This is a genomic window from Allobosea sp. (assembly GCF_036675845.1).
Lineage (GTDB): Bacteria > Pseudomonadota > Alphaproteobacteria > Rhizobiales > Beijerinckiaceae > Allobosea.
The window spans coordinates 1-19,108 of record NZ_JAKFED010000157.1; the positions used below are offsets into that span (position 1 = coordinate 1).

The window sequence follows — 19,108 nt, forward strand, 5'->3', positions numbered from 1 at the left end:
TTCAGTTTTCAAACAGCGGGCATTCACTGCCGAACAGCCTTGCGATCCGATCAAATCGGCGCCAGGCCCAACGTTCCAGTGAAGCAGGAGCGGCGCCGCCAGCGGCGTCGCCGTCTCGATGGGTGTTCTCTAGGCTACCCAGGCTCCGGCTGTCAACATCGATTTTTGAAATTCTTCGCGGCCCGTGTTTCGGCAAGCGCTCGGCCTGCTCGGCCCTGCTCGGGAAGCCTTCCCGCCGCCGGCAGGATAGCCTCGCAGCCGGGCCGACAACGCCCTCGCGATCCGCCCTCATTGCCGAGGCAAGATCGCAGCCGGCTTTAGGATCCGGGAGCCACCCGATCGGGCAGCTTCGTCGGATTTGAGCCCGGCACCCAGCGCTCGCCCTGCCGCTCGGCCCGCCCTTCCGATTGCAGCTTGAGGAGGTGGGCGGTGACATTGCGTTCCGCCGCCTGGCGCAGCCATGGATGGGTTTGCGAATAGAGCCGGTCGACCAGATCGCGGGGTCCGTGCGGGCCTTCGCGCAGGGCAGCCGCGATCGCCTCCTCGCGCTTGAGCCGGTAGTCGAGCAGTTCCTGGATATAGGGCGCCGGATCGGGCAAGGGCGGACCGTGCCCCGGCAGCAGGAGCCGGTCGTCGCGCGCCAGCATCCGCCGCAGGCTCCGGAAGTAGGCGGCCATGTCGCCACCGGGCGGCGAGACGACGCTGCTCGACCACGACATGACATGGTCGGCGCTGAAGACGACGCCGTCCGGACGCGCGAAGCAGAGATGGTCGCTGGCATGGCCGGGCGTGTGCAGGCAGACCATGCCGGCGACCGCATCGCCATCCTTCAGCGGCACGTCCGGCTGGAAGGCAGGATCGGCACCGCGGTGAAACGCGAAGGTTCCGGCGCCCGTTCGGGCCTTCAGGGCGGCCGTCGCGCCGAGATGATCCGAATGGGTATGACTGAGCAGGATCGAGGCGACGCGCCCTCCGCTCGCCTTCAGGATGGCTTCGACGTGGACGGCATCATCCGGCCCGGGATCGAGGACGACGGTGCCCTCCCCTGTCTCGATCAGGTAGGTATTGGTGCCATGATAGGTCATCAGGCCGGCATTGGACGCGACGATCCGCCTGATGCCCGGCGCGACCTCGATCGGCAGGCCCCGCTCCGGCTCGGCTTCAGTCAGATAGGGCAAGGGCGCTCCCGCGGGGAATCCGGAGTGTTCTTTGTCCAGAGCGGTCCTTCGACGAAGCGGCGCTCATTCTACGCTCCCGCCATCGCGTTCTGCCCGGCCAGCTGGCCGAAGATCAGGGCCATCCCGACATGGCTGGCGGACAGATAGCCGCTGCCGTGGAAGCCGCCGGTCACCTCGCCCGCCGCATAGAGCCCCGCGATCGGTTCCCCGAAGACGTCGATGACGCGCAAGGCGGTGTCGACCTTGAGGCCGCCGTTGAAATGGGTCGTGCCCGGCACCGTCACGATCCCGTAGAACGGCCCCGAAGCGATGGCAGGAGGCGTGCCGCTCGTACCGACGAGATGGCGGCGGCCGAAGCCGGGATCGTCGCCCCGCCTGACGGCGCCGTTATAGGCCTCGACGGTCAGCTTCGCCTGTCCGGCGTCGAGCCCGCCCGCCTGCTGGAGCAGGGCGAGAAGCGCCTCCATCGTCTCCGCCTTGTACTCCGCATAGCCGGACAGGACCCTGCCCAGCATCGTCCGAAGATGCGCGTCGCGGATCGCCTCGTCATAGATCTGGAAGATCAGCGCCTCCGGCTGCTCGAGCGCGGCCCAGGAGATATCGTTGTAAAGCCCCGACTCGTCGCAGAAGCGGCGGCCATCGCGGTTCAGGATGACGGCGCCCGAATAGACCAGCATCGCGCCCTTGGCGGTGACCGGATCGGCAGGGCCGGTCGGGGCGATGCCTGCCGCCATGTAGGTCGTGTCGGCGCCCAGCGCGAGCGCCATCGTCAGCCCGTCGCCGCGCGATCCGGCGCCGGTGATCGGCAGGATGCGTTCGGTGCCTGGGCGGCCATAATTCCGGATCAGCGCGGGGTTGCGCGTAAAGCCGCCGCTCGCCAGGACGACGGCCCGGTTTACCGCGAGTGTCAGGGCCCCGCCCGGCGTATCGACCATGACGGCATCGACGCGGCCGTGCTCGTCGCGGACCAGCCGGCGCCCGCGGCTGCTCGTCAGGATCTCGACGCCGCGCTCCCGCGCGGCGATTTCGAGAAGGCGCCCGAGCTCGGCCCCGCCATGCACGCCGGGGCCAGCGACTTCATGGGCCCAGGGGCGATGCATATGCGCGAACTGGAAGGTGCCGGCGAAGCGGACGCCCAGCTCGAGGAGCCGGCGATAGGTGGCGGCGGCGTGATCGACATAGAGGCGGACGAGGGCCTCGTCATGATCGCCGTGATGGGCCTCGAGCAGGTCCTGGTAGAGTTCCTCCCGGGGCCCCGGCGCCAGATCGGTTTCGCAGAAGGCCGCGTAGCCCGCCGACAGCCTGGTGCTCCCCGCCGGGCTCGCCTCGCTCTCGATCACGATCACCTGCGCGCCCCGGTCGGCGGCCTCGATCGCGGCGCTCAGTCCCGCGGCACCACAACCAATGACGACGACATCCGCTGCGCGCGCAGGAGCCGAGCTCATGAGCGCTCCAGCCGACGGGCCACATAGAGCTGGGACGGAACGACGACGACCAGAAGTCCCGCCATCAGCAGGATGGCCAGAGCCGCCGCGCCCGGCAGGTCCGGAAACTGCCAGAGATTCCACAGGGCCGATGCCGCGACGAGGTTGCCCGTCGACATCAGCATCAGCGGCACCGTCAGGTCGCGGGCGCTGTGCGCGAACACCCAGAGCCAGCCATTGAGGATCTGCGGCCAGACCAGCGGGAAGATCACCTTGCGGAGCGAGGTCAGCCAGCTCGCGCCGCTGATCAAGGCGGCATCTCCGAGCTCCTTGTGGATCTGGATCAGCGCGCTGCTCATCGTCCGGACACCGAAGGCGATATAGATCGTCACATGCCCGAGAATGAGGATCCCGATCGTCCCGTAGAGCGGCGTGTTGAGATAGAGCAGCAGGATCGCGAGCACGAGCACGATGGGCGGGATCGCCATCGGCAGGAAGGACAGGGCATCGAGGATCTTGCCCGCCCGGCTGTTGGAGCGAACCGTGAACCAGCCGATCAGCGACGAGATCACCATCACGATCGTCGCGCTCGCGACGACGAGGATGATCGTGTTGACCACGGCGCGCGAGATCATCGGATTGGCCAGCAGGCGGCGGTAGATGTCGAAGGACAGCCCGCCGAGCGCCGACAGGCTGGGCGTCGTGTAGGCCGGCTGCAGGCTGACCCAGAGCAGGATCAGCAGCGGCAGCATCATCAGCGTGCAATAGCCGAAGCTGAAACCGAGCGCGGCGAAACGCCAGCGGCCGAGCTTGATCCGCCGCGGCCGGAAGGCCTTGCCCGTCACGACGCGGAAACGCTCGCCGAGCCGCGTCGCCCGCATATAGGCCCACATCAGGCCGGCCGCGACGACCAGCAGCAGCACGCCGAACGCCGAGGCCAGGCCGTAATTCGGCAGGCCGTTATCGGGCGACGAGAGCAGGTAGACGCGCGTCGACAGGACCGGCACATCCGCCGAAAGCCCGATGATGAGCGGCAGGTCGAAGGCCTGCACCACCGCCATGAACATATAGATGCCGATGGAGAACAGGCCGGGCGTCAGCAGCGGCAGCGTCACCCTTGTCAGCGTCGCCCAGGAATTGCCGCCATGCACGCGCGCCGCCTGTTCCAGATGCGGGTCCATGTTGCGCAGCAGGCCGCTGATCATCACGAAGGCCGTCGGCACCACGGCGAATGCGGTCACGATGATCAGCGACCAGAACGAATAGATCGTCAGCACCGGGCGCAGGAAGCCGAAGAGCTCCCGGAGCATCACGTTGAGCGCGCCATTGCCGGGGTTCAGCAGCAGGATCCAGCCGAAGCCGACGACAAGCGCCGGAACCATCATCCAGGCGAACATCAGGATGCGCACCACGATGCGGCCCGGCATGTCGGTGCGCTCGGTGCACCAGGCGATGGCGGTGGCGATGGCGACGCCGATGGCCATGCTGGAGAGCGCATAGACGGCGGTGTTCCAGATCAGCGTCAGCGTCCGCGGGCTGCTGAGCAGCTGGGCATAGTTGAGCAGCGTGACGTCCAGCGTCTCGAGCGGCATCAACTCGGCCGGCGCGAACGACGCCCGGATCAGGACGAGGACGGGGCCAAGGACCAGGACGCCGACGACCGCGAGAAGCAGGACCAGGACCAGCTTCTGCTGGTCGATCCCCCCGCCGGAGCGGCGACCGGCTGCGACCGGGCCCATCGTCATTGCCGGCTCCGTCCGGAAACCTGCTCACCAGGAACCTGCTCATCGGCCGGCACGATGACGCAGCGTTCCGGCGGCAGCTCGAGGACGAGCTCCTGCCCGACAGACAGGGACGTGTACGGATCGAGCATCAGGGTCAGCTTCCGGCCGCCGGTCTCGACCTCGGTCTCGACGACATCGCCGAGGAAGCTCATCGCATCGACCCGCGCCTTGAAGCGGTTCGGGCCCTGCACCGTTTCGCTGCCGGGCGCGATCACGATCGCCTGGGGCCGGACCACCACCATCACTTGCGCGCCGGGCGCGAGCTCCGGCCCGGCGACGCCCGAGATCGGCCCGATCGCCGTCTGGGCGCGGGCCGTCGTGCCGCCGCTCTCGAGCACGCCGGGCAAGAGATTGCTCCGGCCCATGAAGTCGGCGGTGAAGACGCTGTTGGGCCGCAGGTAGATGTCGCGCGGCGCACCCTGCTGGACGATCTTGCCTGCCTTCATCAGCACGATCTGATCGGACATGCCGATCGCCTCGACCTGATCGTGGGTGACAAAGATGGTGGTGATCCCCAGCGACTTGACGAGATTGCGGATTTCCGAGCGCATCGTATCGCGCAGCTTCGCATCGAGATTGCTGAGCGGCTCGTCCAGCAGCAGCAGGCGCGGCTCGTGCACCAGCGCGCGGGCGAGCGCGACGCGCTGCTGCTGGCCGCCGCTGAGCAGCGGCGCCGGGCGGTCGGCCAGATGGCCGAGCTCGACCATTTCGAGCGCCTTCAGGACGCGCGGCCGCACTTCATGGCTCGGTGCGCGCTTCACGCCGTAGACGAGCGGGAAAGCGACATTGTCGAAGACGCTCATATGCGGCCAGATCGCATAGGACTGGAAAACCATGCCGAGTTCGCGGCGATTGGCCGGAACGAGCAGGTTCTCGCGCGACGAGAAGACGGCCTTGTCGCCCATCCGGATCACGCCCGAATCCGGGGTCTCCAGACCGGCGATGCATTGCAGCGTCGTCGTCTTGCCGCAGCCGCTGGGTCCCAGCAGCGTGAAGAACGAGCCCTCATCCACCTTGAAGGAGACATCCCTCAGGGCGAGCATCACCTCCTGGCCATGCTGTCCCGGATAGGATTTGACTAGATTCTCGATCACCAGCATCGGGATTCCCGGCTTTCCGTCGGTAGGAATTGCATGGGAGGGGCCTCGGGCCCCTCCCCTTTTTTCGGAGCCCGCGCTCAGCGGGTCATCAGGTCGGCGATGGCGCCGCGAACCGAGAGAGCCTGCTTCGTGTCCTCGAGCGAGTTCTCGGTCAGGATCTTGGCGCCGCCCTTGACGCGCTCGGCGATCATCTCGGCGAGCGGCGAGCCCTTGTCCCCGGCGCGCGGCAGCGGCTCGTGGACGTTGGCGACGGCGATGCCTTCGGTCGTCAGCCATGCGGCGAACAGACGGGCGACGTTCGGATTCGGCGCGCTTTCCGGCACATAGATGTAGAGGTTGTTCACCGGGATGAAGTCGGTGAACAGCTTGAACTTCACGCCCTCGCTGCGGCCGGCGATGTGAAGCGACGAAAGGCCGACGGGAGCCTGGCCGACCGAGATCGCCCGCGTCGCCGCGGCCGTGCCGCGCTCCAGCACCGGCTTGTTGTCGAGCGTGGCCTTCGCCATCTTCAGCGTCTCGTCCTTGCCGAGCGCGAAGGAATAGTAGTCCAGCGGGTTGAGCGAGAAGGCGTTGATCGCGAAGCGGCCACGCCACTCGCTCTTCAGCAGCTCGGCCCAGGTATTGGGAACGTCCTCGTCCTTGATGAGCTTCGGGTTCCAGCCGATGCCATAGGTCGCATCGAGGATCGGCAGCGCCGCGCCGCGAAGGTCCTTCATGACCCGGTCGGCGACCTCATCGATCTGCGGGAACTGCTTGCCGAACACCGCCGCCCATGGATAGGGCTTCAGGATCTGCCGCTCGAACAGGACCGAAGCCTCCTGGGCTCCGCCCGCGCCGACGACATCGACGGATCCGCTGGCGCGGCCGCGCTCCGCGATCAGCTTCGTGCCGGTCTGGACGGGGTTCGCCGCATTCCATTCCACGGTGATGTTGAGCCCGAAGCGCTCATTGAAGGCCTTGGCGATCGCGGCGTGCGCCTGCGGCGTGCCGGGGCTGCTGACCGCCACGAACAGGCGGCCTTCCTTGCGGGCGCCTTCCAGAATCTGCTCATAGGTCGGCGTCTGCGCTGTCGCGACGCTGGCAGTCAAAATCAATGTCGCCACCGCAGTGGCTGTCGTGAAGAGAGAGTGAACGGTCGCCATGGTTTCCTCCTTCGCCGGGCGAGAGCCCTGATAGCTTGCGATACAATTCCATTAGGTGGAATTTATTATTGGCATCTATGCGGCATATTAGGCGTATTTTACGGCGCGCGACAAAGGCACGCATACAAACTCCACTATATGGATCAGAAAATCTCGATCAGGCCGGCTGCGCCCATGCCGCTGCCGACGCACATGGTCGCAACCGCACGCTTCGCGCCGCGGCGGCGTCCTTCGAACAGCGCGTGGCCCAGCATGCGCGCCCCGGACATGCCGTAGGGATGACCGACGGCAATCGCGCCGCCATCGACATTGAGCCGGTCGGCCGGCAATCCGAGCTTGTCCCGGCAGTGCAGGACCTGCACCGCAAAAGCCTCGTTGAGCTCCCAGAGGTCGATATCGCCAATCGCAAGCCCGGCGCGCGACAGCAGGCGCGGCACCGCGAAGACCGGGCCGACGCCCATCTCGTCGGGCTCGCAACCGGTGACGGCGAAATGCGACAACGCACCGAGCGGCGACAGCCCGAGCCTTTCGGCGAGCTTTTCCTCCATCACCACGCAGGCGGCGGCGCCATCCGAAAGCTGGCTGGCATTGCCGGCGGTGACGGTGCCAGCGGCGCGGATCGGCTCGAGCTTCGCCAGGCTCGCGGCATTGGTTTCCGGCCGATTGCCCTCGTCGCGAGTGAGGCGCACGGCTTCTTCGGAGGTCGCACCCGTCATCTTGTCGGTGACGGTCTTGACGCTGTCCATCGGCGCGAGCTCCGCGTCGAAGCGGCCAGCCTCCTGGGCGGCGGCGGTTCGGCGCTGGCTTTCCAGCGCATAGGCATCCTGCGCCTCGCGGCCGATGCCGTAGCGCTTCGCCACCACCTCGGCGGTGTCGAGCATCGGCATGTAGATGTCGGGCCGGTTCTTGGTCAGCCATTCGTCATGGAAGCGATGCGTGTTCTTGTGCTCGTTCTGCACCAGGCTGATGGTCTCGACGCCGCCCGCCACGACCGCCTGCGCGCCATGGCTGACGACGCTGTCCGCCGCCATGGCGATGGCCTGCAGGCCCGAGGAGCAGAAGCGATTGATCGTCGCGCCGGCCGTGGTCACCGGCAGCCCGGCACGCAGTACCGCCTGGCGGGCGATGTTGTAGCCGGAGGCGCCCTCCTGCATCGCGCAGCCCAGGATCACGTCCTCGATCAGCGCCGGATCGACCTTCGCCCGGGCGACCGCTTCGGCGACCGCATGGCCGGCGAGGCTCGCCGCATGGGTGTTGTTGAAGGCGCCGCGATAGGCGCGCCCCATCGGCGTCCGCGCGAACGAAACGATGACTGCCCTGCGCATCACGCCCTCCCCGCCAGCGGCGCGCCGGTTTCGCGCTGCCACAGATCCATCAAGAGCTCGTCGCCGCCTTCGGCGGATTCGAGACGCCGCAGGCCATGCGGGTCGATCACCTCGCGGATCACCCGCAACTCTTCCGCGCTCGGCAGCGGCGTGGTCGGAATCTCGCCGGCGGCATGGACGACGAAGCCGGTCTTCTCCTGGACGCGCTCCAGCGTGACGCCCTCATGCAGGGAGACGACCCGCATCGACCCGCCCGGCCCCTCGAAATCGAAGACGCCGAGATCGGTGACGACCAGGCCCGGCTTGGCGCGAGGCACCGGACGCGCCGCACCGCCGCCATCCTCGTTGCCGCGGCCACAAACGAAGTCGACCTTGGCGACGATCGTCCGGGGCGTGTGCCGGCGGATGTGATAGCAGAGGCTCTTGCAGCCCCAGAGATCGTCGGGAACGCCGCGCGCGCCGACGAGCTGCGCCTTCGGCTTGGCCCAGGGGCCGATCACCGAAATGTTCGAGGCGCCGTACTGGTCGAGCTGAACCGTGCCGATCCAGATCTGCAGCTTGCCGTGGGCAATGAGATGAAACATCTCCTGCCAGCTCAGATTCATCCGGCCGGAGTTGGCCAGCGTCCATTCGTCGACCAGCGCCTTGGCATGCACGTCGCAATCGGCAGCGGCGCGCGACCCCGTGGTGAGAAAGAGATCTGGCACATAGAGCGCCTTGGCGAGGCGGGCCGAGAGGTCCGAGAGGATCGTCGCGCCGACGCCCATGGCGTTGCCGCGGAACTCCTTCGCCATCCGGCTGATCAGGAGCTCTTCGAGAGTGTGGTCGCTCATCGTCACTGCTCCCGAATCCACGCGGAGAACCATTCGGGATCGCTCGCCCGTTTCTGGTATTCCAGCACCGCCGGCAGATCGAACCGGTAGTCGGGATAGACCGCGGTCATGCCGCCGCCGCGGGGCGCTTCGATCACGCCATCGATCCAGAGGCGGGAGAGGAAGGTTCCCCCAGTGACCTCGGCATCATCCGGCAGTTCGTCGACGATCTTCTCGACCGTGACGAAAGTGGTCTTCGCGGCCTGAACCAGCAGCGGGTCGGCATAGCCGTCGCCGATGATCACTGCATTGCCGTGACGGTCGGCGAGATTGGCGTGGACGAAGGCGACATCCGGCCGCAGCGCCGGAACCGCCAGCAGCTCCTCGCCGGTGAAGGGGCAGGCGACCTTGCGGAACGGCGCCGTCGGGGTGGTCAGGATATCGGTGTCGAGCCCGAAGCGCGTCGGCAGGAAGGGTAGGTTCTTGGCCCCGGCCTCGAAGGCGGCGATGATCGTCGCCTCCGAATACTCGACCACGCTGATGCTGCCGGCCTCGCGCGCCTTGCGGAAATGCGGCGCCAGGCCGAAGGCGTCGAAGCCGACGAAGGCGAATTGCAGTTCGCGGACCTTGCCGGCGCCGATCAGGAGATCGACATCCGGCCCGCCGAGCATCGCCACGACCGTCAGATCGCCGACATCGGCCGCAGCCAGCGCCCGCGCCGCCGCCATCGGCTTGCGCTGGATGCCGCCGCCGCCGAAGGCGACGGAGCTTCCGGGCGCGACCGCCGCGAGCGCCTTCTCGAGGGTGATCGTCTTCGTCATCGCTATTTCCCAGTCTGGCGCAGATCGAGCAGGCGCCGGGACTTGCCGGTGCTTCCGACCTGGGTGAGCGGCAGCAGGCTTGCCGGAGGCACGATCTCGACAGCGACCCGCACGCTCAGATCGCGGTGGAGGGCCGCGCCGATGTCTGCCGCGAGTTCCGCATCGTCGATCTCGTCCGACTTCTTCTCGACCCGGATCGTCATCTCCTCCCGGCGCGAAAGGCCCTCGCCGGAATAGGCGACGACGCAGAGGAACTCGCCGGTCGCGCGCGGATCCGCCGTGACCGCGCTCTGGCAGGCCATCGGGTAGACGTTGGTGCCGCGCAGCTTCACCATCTCGTCGCTGCGGCCGAGGAACATCGAGAGCTTGCGGGTGCACAGGCCGCAGGAACACGCCTTGCGGTCATAGGCGACGAGCAGGTCCCGCAGGTCGTAGCGGATGATCGGCGGCGTGCTGCGGTGGAGGCTGGTCACCACCAGATTGCCGCGCTCCCCGGAAGGCAGCACCGCTCCAGTCTCGACGTCGGCGGTCTCGATATAGACCGTGTCCTCGCTGATATGCTTGCCGTCCTTGGCCTCGCATTCGAAGGCGATCTGTCCGATCTCATGCGTGCCGTAATTGTCGTAGACCGGGCAGCCCCAGGCCTCCTCGAGCTGCCCGCGCAGATGGCCGTCGACATCGGGACCGAGGAAGGAATGCAGCCGCTTGGTCTTGAGCGAGCGCAGGTCGAAATTGGTCTCGCGGGCGACCTGGACGAGCCGAGCCAGATATTCGGCGCGGCCGTACCAGGCGGTGGTGCCGATCTTGAGGGCGTATTCGAGCTGGCGTTCGCTCGGCGTCACCACGCCGGAGCCCGTCGTGACCGGCATCGCGCCGAGCCAGTGCAGGCAGGCATAGAGCCCGCAATAGCCGGCATTGGCCATCGCCAGCGTGTAGGTGATCTGCACCGCGTCGCCCGGCCGGGTGCCCTGCGCGTACAGGGCCCGCGCCGTCTGGATCGCCTGCACTTCCAGAGCCACGGGATCGAACAGGGTCAGGCGCGGAAAGCCCGTGGTGCCGCCGCTGGTGTGAACCTTGAAGGGCGTGCTCGCCAGATCCTCGGCGGTCACCGGCTGGTGGCTGCCGAAGGGCGGGGCGTCCGCGATCGCCCCCTTGAGGTCGTCGCTGGTGAAGGTGGGCAGCTTCTCGATGTCGTCGAGGCTGCGGATATCGCCGGGCTCGATCCCGGCGGCGCGCCAGCGACTATCGTAGAACGGCGTGCGCCAGGCATCCTCCATGCGCGCCAGGAAGCGCGCATTCTGCAGCGCGCGCAGCTCCTGGTCCGACATCTTGCCCGTCGTCTGCTGGAAATGCGGCGGCGGTGGATAGTCCCGCATCAGCCCGTCCCAATCGACGGACTTCCAGTAATAGGGAACCGCCGGAGCGCTTTCCTCGTCCGTCCGAGCGGGCTTCACCTCGTTTCGCGACACTAGACTACCTCTTCTCTACCCGCGCCGGCTTCGCTGAACCCGTCGCTATCCGTCGTCAGAAGGCTTTCGATGAACCGGTCGCCGGCGCGCTTGCGCAGGGCCGCGGTGCCGCCGAAGCTGGCATGGAGCCGGCGCGCGCGCTTGAGATAGAAATGCGCGTCGGTCTCCCAGGAGAACCCCATGCCGCCATGGAGCTGGATGCAGTCCGACGTGATCTTCATCGCCGCATCGGCCGCAATGACGCGGGCGATCTGAGCCGCGTCGATATCGCCCGGCCGCAGCACGGCGTCGGAGACGGCGAGCCGCGCATGCGACAGCAGTGTGTAGCCGTCGGCCAGCCGATGCTTGATCGCCTGGAAGCGCCCGATGACCTCGCCGAACTGCCTGCGCTGCCTGACATGCGCGACCGCACGCTCGAAGGCGGCCCTGGCGATGCCGACCAGTTCCACCGCCGTCAGGATGTGGACGGGCAGCAGGACCCGCTCGGCCTGGTCATGGCTGCAACTCGCCCGCGCGATCTCGGCGTCCGGCGCAAGGGTAACGGATGCGATCGGCGTCGTCGGGTCCATCGCCTGGAGCGCCTGGAAGGTCGCCCCGGCGGTGCGATAGAGGACGAAGGCGATGCCCTTTTCCTCGCGCGCGAGGTGGAGGATATGGCTGGCGCCGGTTGCGTGCTCGACCAGCGGCAGCACCGACCGCTCGCCCGGCAGGGATAGCATCTCCGCTGTCGCGAGACCGACCCGCACCGAACCCTCGGCGACACCGCGCAGAAGTTCGTCGCCGACTGCGCCGAACTGCGGCGCGAGCCCGGGCAGAAGAACGGCCGAGAGGGCATAGGGACCGCAGAACAGCTGCGCGCCCATCTCCTCGACGATATCTGCCGCTTCCGCAATGCCGAGCCCGAGGCCGCCATGGCTCTCGGGAACGGCGATCCCGGTCCAGCCCATTTCAGCAGCGAGCCGCCAATGGCTTTCGACGAAGGCGGTCGACGCGTCGGCGCCCTGCGCCAGGCCGGCGTTCGGAGCAGCCTCGGCGAGCCTGCGGGCGGCGGCGTCGCGCAGCATCTGGTCGGAATAGGCCGGTGAAATGCCTTGAGTCATCGCGGCAGCTCCAGGCCACGTTCGGCAATGATGTTGCGCTGGATTTCGGAGGTGCCGGCCAGAATGGTCTCGGCGCGGGTCCAGAGATAATCGCGATGCCACATGCCCTGGGCCGGCGCCGCCTTCTCCTGCGGGCCGTACTGGAATGCGGGGCCCATGATATCCATGGCGAGGTCGAAAAGGCGCTGATGCGTCTCGCTCCAGAGCAGCTTCACGGCCGAACCCTCGACGCCGGGCGGCACGCCCTCCTCCGCCTGCCTGAGCATCCGGTCGGCATGAAGCCGCAAGGCATGGGCATCGCAGAACAGGCGGGAGATCGCATCGCGGACCAGCGGGTCCTGGATCACCGGGCGCCCGTCGCGCGAGGTCGCCGCGGCCAGCCGCACCAGGTCTTCCAGCTCGGTCTGAAGGCGCACGATGCGCGGGATGAAATAGGTGCCGCGCTCGAAATTCGCAGCGGCCATGGCGATGCCCCAGCCGGCATTCTCCTCGCCGAGCCGGCAGGCGACGGGCACTTCGACATCGTCGAGGAAGACCTCGCCGTAATCGGCCTCGCCGGTGATCTGGCGGATCGGGCGGACGCGGATGCCGGGCAGACGCATGTCGACCAGGAAGACCGAGATGCCGCGCTGGCGCGGTCCCTCGCTCGAGGTCCGGGCCAGCAGGAAGCACCAGTCGCCGAGATCCGAGAAGCTGGTCCAGATCTTCTGGCCGTTGAGGACATAGACGTCGCCGCGGCGCTCCGCCCGGGTCGCGAGCGAGGCAAGATCGGAGCCCGAATTCGGTTCGGAATAGCCCTGGCACCAGATCTCCTCATTGCCGAGGAGCTTCGGAATGAAGCGCTCCTTCTGCTCCTGGGAGCCGAAGGCGATCAGCGTCGGGCCGACGATGCCGTGACCGATCAGGTTGACCGCGAGCGGCGCCTTCGCGCGCGCATATTCCTGATGATAGATCGCTTGGCGGGTCAGCGAGAGCGGCCGTCCGCCGACGGCTTCCGACCAGCCGAGGCCGGAGAGGCCTGAGCGGCAGAGATGGTCCTCCCATTCGCGGCGGAAGGCGAGCCGCTGCATCTCGGCGGTCCTGTAGCGCCCGCCCGCCAGTCGCGGCAGCTCCCGCGCGAACCAGGCCTTGATGCCGGCGCGAAAAGCCTCGTCGCTCGGCGCGGCGAGGATGGCCGATGTCGAGAGATCCGTCGTCTTCGCGGAAAGATTGTCCATGGCGAAATTCACCGGCGGCCGCGCTCGATCGCGCTGGCCATGCCGCTGCCGCGCATCTGCGCGAACTCGGCCGAGACATGGGAGAGCTGGTGGCTGTCGAAATGCGCCGAAAGGGCGTTGCGGAAGCCTTGCATGTCCATCGTGCGGTTCAGCGAGCGTTTGATCAGCCGCAGGGCGAAGGGCGGCGCGGCCGCGATCCGGTCGGCCATGGCCTGCGTCTCGCTCTCGAGATCGGCGCGCGCGACGACGCGGTTCACCATGCCCGCCGCAAGAGCCTCCTGGGCGGAGATGCGAGCGCCGGTGAACAGGAACTCCTTCGCCCGCCGCGTGCCCATCACCCAGGGATGGACCAGCACCTCGACCGCAGCGGCGCCCATCGAGTGACAGACCGGGTCCGCGAAGAAGGCATCCTCCGAGGCGACGACGAGATCGCAGAGATTGGCGACCATGAAGCCGCCGGCGATGCAAGCGCCCTGAACCTGGGCGATCGTCGGCTTCGGGCAGTCCCAGATGCGCAGCGCATAGTCGAAATAGCGCAGCTGCTCATAGTCCCAGCGCTGCTCGACGGTGAAGCCCTGCCGCTTCGCCTGGGCCTCCTTGAGATCGTGCCCGGCCGAGAAATGGTCGCCCTGCCCGCCGATTACGATGACCCGGACATCGGCATCGGCCGTGGCGGCGGCAAGCGCCACGTCGAGCTCGTCCAGCAGGAGCTGGCTCTCGGCGTTACGGGCCCCCGGCCGCGCATGCAGGATGCGCGCTACCGACCCCGACACGCTGTACTCGATCTCGTTGAACGCCATGTCGATATTCCATTATATGGATGGCTAATTGACGGCATCAGCAACTTATCTGACCGAAATGCCTGGTCAATACCGAAATTGAGAAAACGAATATCCACTAAGTGGAATAACTATGCGAACCGTCCCGGCGAACGGGCGCCAGCGTGCGCACCTCACCCAGCCCCGCATATTTCGGCCCGGCGATCCGGCAGAGCGGACGCAGCCGCTCGGTCACGACCTTGCCGTCCTCCAGCAGGCCGTCGCGGACATGGAAGCGCCGCACCCTCCCGACAATCAGCTGCGCGCCATGATCGCCAAACGCGATCGCCTGCTCGAAGCCGCATTCGAGCGCCGCCGGGACGCATTCCAGTCGCGGCGTCGCAACGTCCAGCGAACGCACCAGCGAAAGGCCGAGCATTTCCACCTCGCTCACGCTCGGCGGATGCTCGACGGCGCTGAGATGAACCGCTTCGACCAGCGCCTCGTCGGCGATGTTGACGACGAAGTCGCCCTGGGCAGCGATGTTTCGCGCCGTGTCCTTCAGCCCCTCGCCGCGGCGCATCACGCTGATTCCGATCAGCGGCGGCTGCGTCGAGAGATAGGTGAAGGCACTGAACGGAGCGAGATTCACCACCCCTTCCGGCGACAGGCTCGTCACCCAGGCGACCGGACGGGGAACGATCAATCCGATCAGGAGCTTGTAGACCTCGTCGACGGACAAGGCTTCGGCGTCAGCGTTCATATTATTCCACTATATGAAATTATGACACAGGAAATCTCTCGGACTTATTGCAGATATCGGACTTATCAGGCAAGTGATATCTGTATCATATCCATATTGTGGCGAAGCAGAAGCAAAAATGACCGACACCCAGCTCCCCACCGTCGCCGAAGTGCTTGCCGCCGAGCTCCAGGAAGCCGGCATCGACCTGATCTTCGGCCAGGGCTCGCCCTCGGCCCTCACCCTCGCCGCCGAGCGCCTCGGCCTGCGGCAGATCGGCTTCCGGACGGAGAATGCGGGGGCGGCGATGGCCGACGGCTTCGCCCGTGCCTCCGGCCGCCTCGGCTGCGTCGCCACGCAGAACGGCGCCGCCGCGGCTCTGGTCGCCGCCGGGCTAGCCGAGTCCTTCAAGGCTTCGGTGCCGGTGCTCGTACTGGTCCAGGATGTCGAGCGGGCGCATGTCGACCGCAACGCCTTCCAGGAATTCGACCATGCGGCGCTCTTCGCCTCCTGCACCAAATGGTTCCGCCGCCTCGATGACGGCGCCCGCGCTCTGGAGATGCTGCGCAAGGCGATCATCATGGCGACGAGCGGCCGGCCGGGACCGGTGGCGCTTGCCATCCCGGCCGATGTGCTTGCCGAGCGCCTGCCCCAGCAGCGCGCGCCCCGCTCGGCTCCCGCCCTGTTCCCGTCCCTGCGGCAGCAGCCCGAGCCGGCAGCGATCGCGGAAGCCGCCCGCCTGCTCGCCGCCGCCAGGACGCCGGTCGTCGTCGCCGGTGGCGGGGTCCATACCTCCGGCGCGCAGGCGGAGCTCACCGATCTCCAGCAGCGCTTCGCGCTTGGCGTCGCGACGACGATCATGGGCAAGGGCGCCGTGAGCGAAAGCGATCCGCTCTCGCTCGGGGTAGTCGGCAGTGTGATGGGACCCGGCAGCCCGTCGCGGGCGATGCGTTCGCTCATCCGCTCGGCCGATGTGGTGATGTTCGTGGGCAACCGCACCAATGACAACGGCACGGCCTCCTGGAGCCTGTTTCCGAACAGCGCCGAGTTCATCCATATCGACGTTTCGGCGGACGAAGCGACGCGGAACTATCCCTCGCTGCCGCTCATCGGCGACGCCCGCACGACCTTGCAGGCGCTCGGCGCCGCGATGGCGGGCCTTGCCGAGGCCGAAAGCTGCGCGGCGCGCCGCCGTCCCCTGCTCGCGGAAGCCATCGCGCAGGCGCGCGCCGCGACCGCCGATGAGGTGGCGGCCGTGACGCTGCCCTCCCGCGATCCGCTCCGGCCGGAGCATCTGATGCATGTCCTGCAGGAGCGCGCGCCCGAGGACACGGTCTTCGTCGCCGATGCCAGCTATTCCAGCCTCTGGGTCTCGCAATATGTGCAGGCACGCCAGCCGGGCCGGCGCTTCCTGTTTCCGCGAGGGCTCGCCGGCATCGGCTGGGGCTATCCGCTTGCCGTGGGGGCTCGCCTCGCCCTCCCCTCAACGCCGGTCGTGGCGGTGGTCGGCGATGGCGGCTTCTCGCATTCCTGGGCGGAGCTGGAATGCGCCGTGCGGCACGGCATCGACGTCAAGGCGATCGTGCTCAACAACGCCATTCTCGGCTTCCAGCGCCATGCCGAGATGGCGCGTTTCGGCAAGGCGACGGAAGTCTGCGCAATCACCCGGATCGACCATGCGATGATCGCGCGTGCCGTGGGCTGCACCAGCGCGATCGTGGCCTCGGCCGCCGACCTCTCCGCCGCGCTCGACCGGATGTTCGCGGAGGAAGGCCCCTTCCTTCTCGACGTCCATGTCGACCCCGACGCCTTTCCGCCCATCGCCGGCTTCGCCAAGTTGCTGGCTTCGTGATGCGGCGAGCAGGTCGGATCGAGGCCCTGCCTGAATGTGCCGAGGGCGGCGGGCGACTTCTCAAGTCGCAGGCGGAAGGCTATGTGCTCGCTGAGGGGGCGCTTCGGCGCGGGGTTCGGTGAAGAAACCGGATTCGACTGTTCGAGGCATCCGCCCTTCGATGGGCAGGCGTGGAAGCGAGGACCTTCGGCACATGGCGCAGGATGGCGAGAAGGCGGCTCGGGAGCCCAGCCAGGGCACCCAGGTCATCGACCGGGCCATTTTCCTGCTGCGCTGGATCGCCGGCAATGGTGGGTCGGCGCGCCTCACCGATCTCGCACGCGCCGCCGACCTCGCGACCCCGACCGCCCGGCGCATCCTGAAGCGCCTGGTCGACCACCGCATGGTCGGGCAGGATCCCGAGACGCAACGCTACCATCTCGGCATGCTGGCCTATGAGCTTGGCCTCGCGGCAAGCCACCGCGTCGATGTCGCAGCGCGGCTGAAACCGCTGATGCGGCGCCTCGCCGAGCTCTCCGGGGACACAGCCTACCTCGTGATGCGTCAGGATTTCGAGGTCGTCTGCATCGACCGCGTCGAAGGCAACTATCCGATCAAGACACTGACGCTCAAGGTCGGGGACCGTTATCCGCTCGGTGTCACCGCGGGCAGCCTGGCCCTGCTCGGCGCCCTGCCGAAAGCCGAGGCCGACGCTATCGTCGAGGCCAACCGCGCGACGTTTTCCGAGCGTGGGCACCTCACGGTCGAGCAATTGCGCGACGATCTCGAGAAGACGCGCCAGCGCGGCTACGCCCTCCGGCGCGACGCGATCACCGATGGCAGCATCGGCATCGGCCTCGCCGTCCCCAACGGATCGCTGCCGCCCTATGCCGCCGTCAGTCTCGCCATGGTGCTGGAGCGCATGACCGACAGCCGGCGCGAGCAGCTTCTCGCCATGATGCGCTCCGAGCTCGAACGCCTGGGCTGAGGCAGAGCCGAAGGCGCCGCCGGCTACGGCTTCTTCAGGAACTCGGTCCGTAGCACCAGGCCCCTGACCTGCTTGGTGCTGCACGCGATCTCGTCGGGCTTGCCGATCAGCCGGATGTTCTTGACCAGCGTGCCGCGCCATTTGCTGCCTTCACGGTGACGTCGTCGCTCGTGGCCTGTCCGCCTGTATTGGATCTGGCCTCCCCATCGTCCGGACGAATGCTGCGCACCGGCCGGGCATCTGGCCGCCATGCCGCCGTCCGGAAATCCTCACAGCTTCTGGAGCGCGTATTGACGACGGCGCGGACGGCACGCACTTCACGCGCGGCAATGCGGCGAGCCTTGATGATCGCCGAGCCCCAGGGACGATGAGATGACGATGCAGCTTGAGCTCGGCCTCGACACCTTTGGCGACGTCACCGCCGGCCCGGGCGGCGCGCTGCTGCCGCATGCGCAGGTGATCCGCGACCTCGTCGAGCAGGCGGTCTTGGCCGACGGGCTCGGCATCGACTTCTTCGGCATCGGCGAGCATCATCGCAGCGATTTCGCCGTCTCCTCGCCGGAGACCGTGCTCGCCGGCATCGCCACCCGCACCAGCCGGATCCGCCTCGGCTCGGCCGTCACGGTGCTGAGTTCGGACGATCCGATCCGCGTCTTCCAGCGCTTCTCGACGGTCGACGCGCTGTCGAACGGCCGCGCCGAGGTCATCCTCGGGCGCGGCTCCTTCACCGAATCCTTCCCGCTCTTCGGCTTCGACCTGCGCCAATACGAGGCTCTGTTCGAGGAGAAGCTCGACCTCTTCGCCGAGCTGATCCGCAAGAAGAGCATCAGCTGGCAAGGCAAGCTGCGCCCGGCGCTTCGGGATCAGCAGGTCTTCCCGCCGATCGAGAACGGCGGCCTCACGACCTGGATCGGCGTCGGCGGCAGCCCGGAATCGGTGGTCCGCGCCGCGCGCTACGGCCTGCCGCTGATGCTCGCCATCATCGGCGGGCCACCGCTGCGCTTCCGCCCTTACGTCGATCTCTACCATGACGCCCATGCGCGCCTCGGCAGCCAGGTCCAGCCGATCGGCGTGCACTCCCCCGGCTATGTCGCGGCGAGCGACGCGCAGGCCGCCGAGGAGTTCTGGCCGTCCTACAAGCAGATGCGCGACCGGATCGGCGGCGAGCGCGGCTGGGGGCCGATGACGCGCGACGAGTTCGAGCGCGAGATTGCCGGCGGCTCGCTCTATCTCGGCTCGCCGGAGACCGTCGCCCGGAAGATCGCGGCGACCGTCAAGGGCCTCGGCCTGTCGCGTTTCCAATTGAAGTTCAGCGCCGGAACGCTGTCGCAGGACAGGATGATGCGCTGCATCGAACTCTACGGACGCGAGGTCATGCCCCGCATCCGCGAGCTCTGCGGATAGGCCGGCTCCTCCG

Annotated in this window: 16 protein-coding genes and 1 pseudogene; 3 read left to right on the forward strand and 14 right to left on the reverse strand. The window is 67.6% G+C overall.

All coding sequences use genetic code 11. From position 1 onward, the window contains the following. Nucleotides 1–317: 317 nt before the first annotated feature. From V6M56_RS17860 to V6M56_RS17920, 13 genes are all read right to left on the reverse strand, one after another. Nucleotides 318–1,178, reverse strand: coding sequence for an MBL fold metallo-hydrolase (locus tag V6M56_RS17860; RefSeq protein ID WP_332685509.1), 861 nt, complete (start codon nucleotides 1,176–1,178; stop codon nucleotides 318–320). Between the two features lie 68 nt (nucleotides 1,179–1,246). Continuing rightward, nucleotides 1,247–2,623 (reverse strand): FAD-dependent oxidoreductase, encoded by a 1,377-nt coding sequence (locus tag V6M56_RS17865; protein WP_332685510.1) that lies wholly within the window; start codon nucleotides 2,621–2,623, stop codon nucleotides 1,247–1,249. Continuing rightward, entirely contained in the window at nucleotides 2,620–4,347 is a 1,728-nt protein-coding gene (locus V6M56_RS17870; protein ID WP_332685511.1) for an ABC transporter permease, read from the reverse strand. Before V6M56_RS17870 ends, V6M56_RS17865 begins: the two co-directional genes overlap by 4 nt. Then, nucleotides 4,344–5,480: an ABC transporter ATP-binding protein gene (locus tag V6M56_RS17875; RefSeq protein ID WP_332685512.1), complete on the reverse strand. Its 1,137-nt coding sequence runs from the start codon at nucleotides 5,478–5,480 to the stop codon at nucleotides 4,344–4,346. Before V6M56_RS17875 ends, V6M56_RS17870 begins: the two co-directional genes overlap by 4 nt. Nucleotides 5,481–5,563: 83 nt before the next feature. Next, entirely contained in the window at nucleotides 5,564–6,628 is a 1,065-nt protein-coding gene (locus V6M56_RS17880; protein WP_332685513.1) for an ABC transporter substrate-binding protein, read from the reverse strand. Between the two features lie 143 nt (nucleotides 6,629–6,771). Beyond that, nucleotides 6,772–7,953 (reverse strand): acetyl-CoA C-acyltransferase, encoded by a 1,182-nt coding sequence (locus V6M56_RS17885; RefSeq protein ID WP_332685514.1) that lies wholly within the window; start codon nucleotides 7,951–7,953, stop codon nucleotides 6,772–6,774. Then, nucleotides 7,953–8,786, reverse strand: a complete 834-nt coding sequence (locus V6M56_RS17890; protein WP_332685515.1) for a CoA-transferase — start codon at nucleotides 8,784–8,786, stop codon at nucleotides 7,953–7,955. The genes V6M56_RS17885 and V6M56_RS17890 overlap by 1 nt, the downstream gene beginning before the upstream one ends. A 2-nt stretch (nucleotides 8,787–8,788) precedes the next feature. Continuing rightward, nucleotides 8,789–9,586, reverse strand: a complete 798-nt coding sequence (locus V6M56_RS17895; RefSeq protein ID WP_332685516.1) for a CoA transferase subunit A — start codon at nucleotides 9,584–9,586, stop codon at nucleotides 8,789–8,791. 2 nt (nucleotides 9,587–9,588) lie between these two features. Then, nucleotides 9,589–11,055 carry a phenylacetate--CoA ligase family protein gene (locus tag V6M56_RS17900; protein WP_332685517.1) on the reverse strand — a complete coding sequence of 489 codons (1,467 nt, stop codon included), beginning with the start codon at nucleotides 11,053–11,055 and terminating at the stop codon, nucleotides 9,589–9,591. Then, nucleotides 11,055–12,155 carry an acyl-CoA dehydrogenase family protein gene (locus tag V6M56_RS17905; RefSeq protein WP_332685518.1) on the reverse strand — a complete coding sequence of 367 codons (1,101 nt, stop codon included), beginning with the start codon at nucleotides 12,153–12,155 and terminating at the stop codon, nucleotides 11,055–11,057. Before V6M56_RS17905 ends, V6M56_RS17900 begins: the two co-directional genes overlap by 1 nt. Next, the gene (locus V6M56_RS17910) at nucleotides 12,152–13,372 is read right to left on the reverse strand and encodes an acyl-CoA dehydrogenase family protein (RefSeq protein WP_332685519.1); all 1,221 of its coding nucleotides are present in this window, start codon (nucleotides 13,370–13,372) and stop codon (nucleotides 12,152–12,154) included. The genes V6M56_RS17905 and V6M56_RS17910 overlap by 4 nt, the downstream gene beginning before the upstream one ends. Nucleotides 13,373–13,380: 8 nt before the next feature. After that, complete coding sequence (locus tag V6M56_RS17915) at nucleotides 13,381–14,172, reverse strand: enoyl-CoA hydratase (protein WP_332685520.1); 792 nt, start codon at nucleotides 14,170–14,172, stop codon at nucleotides 13,381–13,383. Between the two features lie 97 nt (nucleotides 14,173–14,269). Beyond that, on the reverse strand, nucleotides 14,270–14,893 hold the full coding sequence (locus tag V6M56_RS17920) for a flavin reductase family protein (RefSeq protein ID WP_332685521.1): 624 nt from the start codon (nucleotides 14,891–14,893) through the stop codon (nucleotides 14,270–14,272). 118 nt (nucleotides 14,894–15,011) lie between these two features. Here V6M56_RS17920 and V6M56_RS17925 point away from each other — a divergent pair, with 118 nt between their 5' ends. Both V6M56_RS17925 and V6M56_RS17930 read left to right on the forward strand, forming a co-directional pair. After that, a complete protein-coding gene (locus tag V6M56_RS17925) occupies nucleotides 15,012–16,724 on the forward strand; it encodes an acetolactate synthase catalytic subunit (RefSeq protein ID WP_332685522.1) in 1,713 nt (570 codons plus the stop codon). Nucleotides 16,725–16,917: 193 nt separating this feature from the next. Continuing rightward, nucleotides 16,918–17,691, forward strand: a complete 774-nt coding sequence (locus V6M56_RS17930; protein WP_332685523.1) for an IclR family transcriptional regulator — start codon at nucleotides 16,918–16,920, stop codon at nucleotides 17,689–17,691. 23 nt (nucleotides 17,692–17,714) lie between these two features. Here V6M56_RS17930 and V6M56_RS17935 read toward each other — a convergent pair. Continuing rightward, nucleotides 17,715–17,828: pseudogene (locus V6M56_RS17935) on the reverse strand (PhnA domain-containing protein); the annotation flags it as partial. Between the two features lie 235 nt (nucleotides 17,829–18,063). Here V6M56_RS17935 and V6M56_RS17940 point away from each other — a divergent pair. Further along, on the forward strand, nucleotides 18,064–19,095 hold the full coding sequence (locus tag V6M56_RS17940) for an LLM class flavin-dependent oxidoreductase (RefSeq protein ID WP_332685524.1): 1,032 nt from the start codon (nucleotides 18,064–18,066) through the stop codon (nucleotides 19,093–19,095). Nucleotides 19,096–19,108 lie beyond the last annotated feature (13 nt).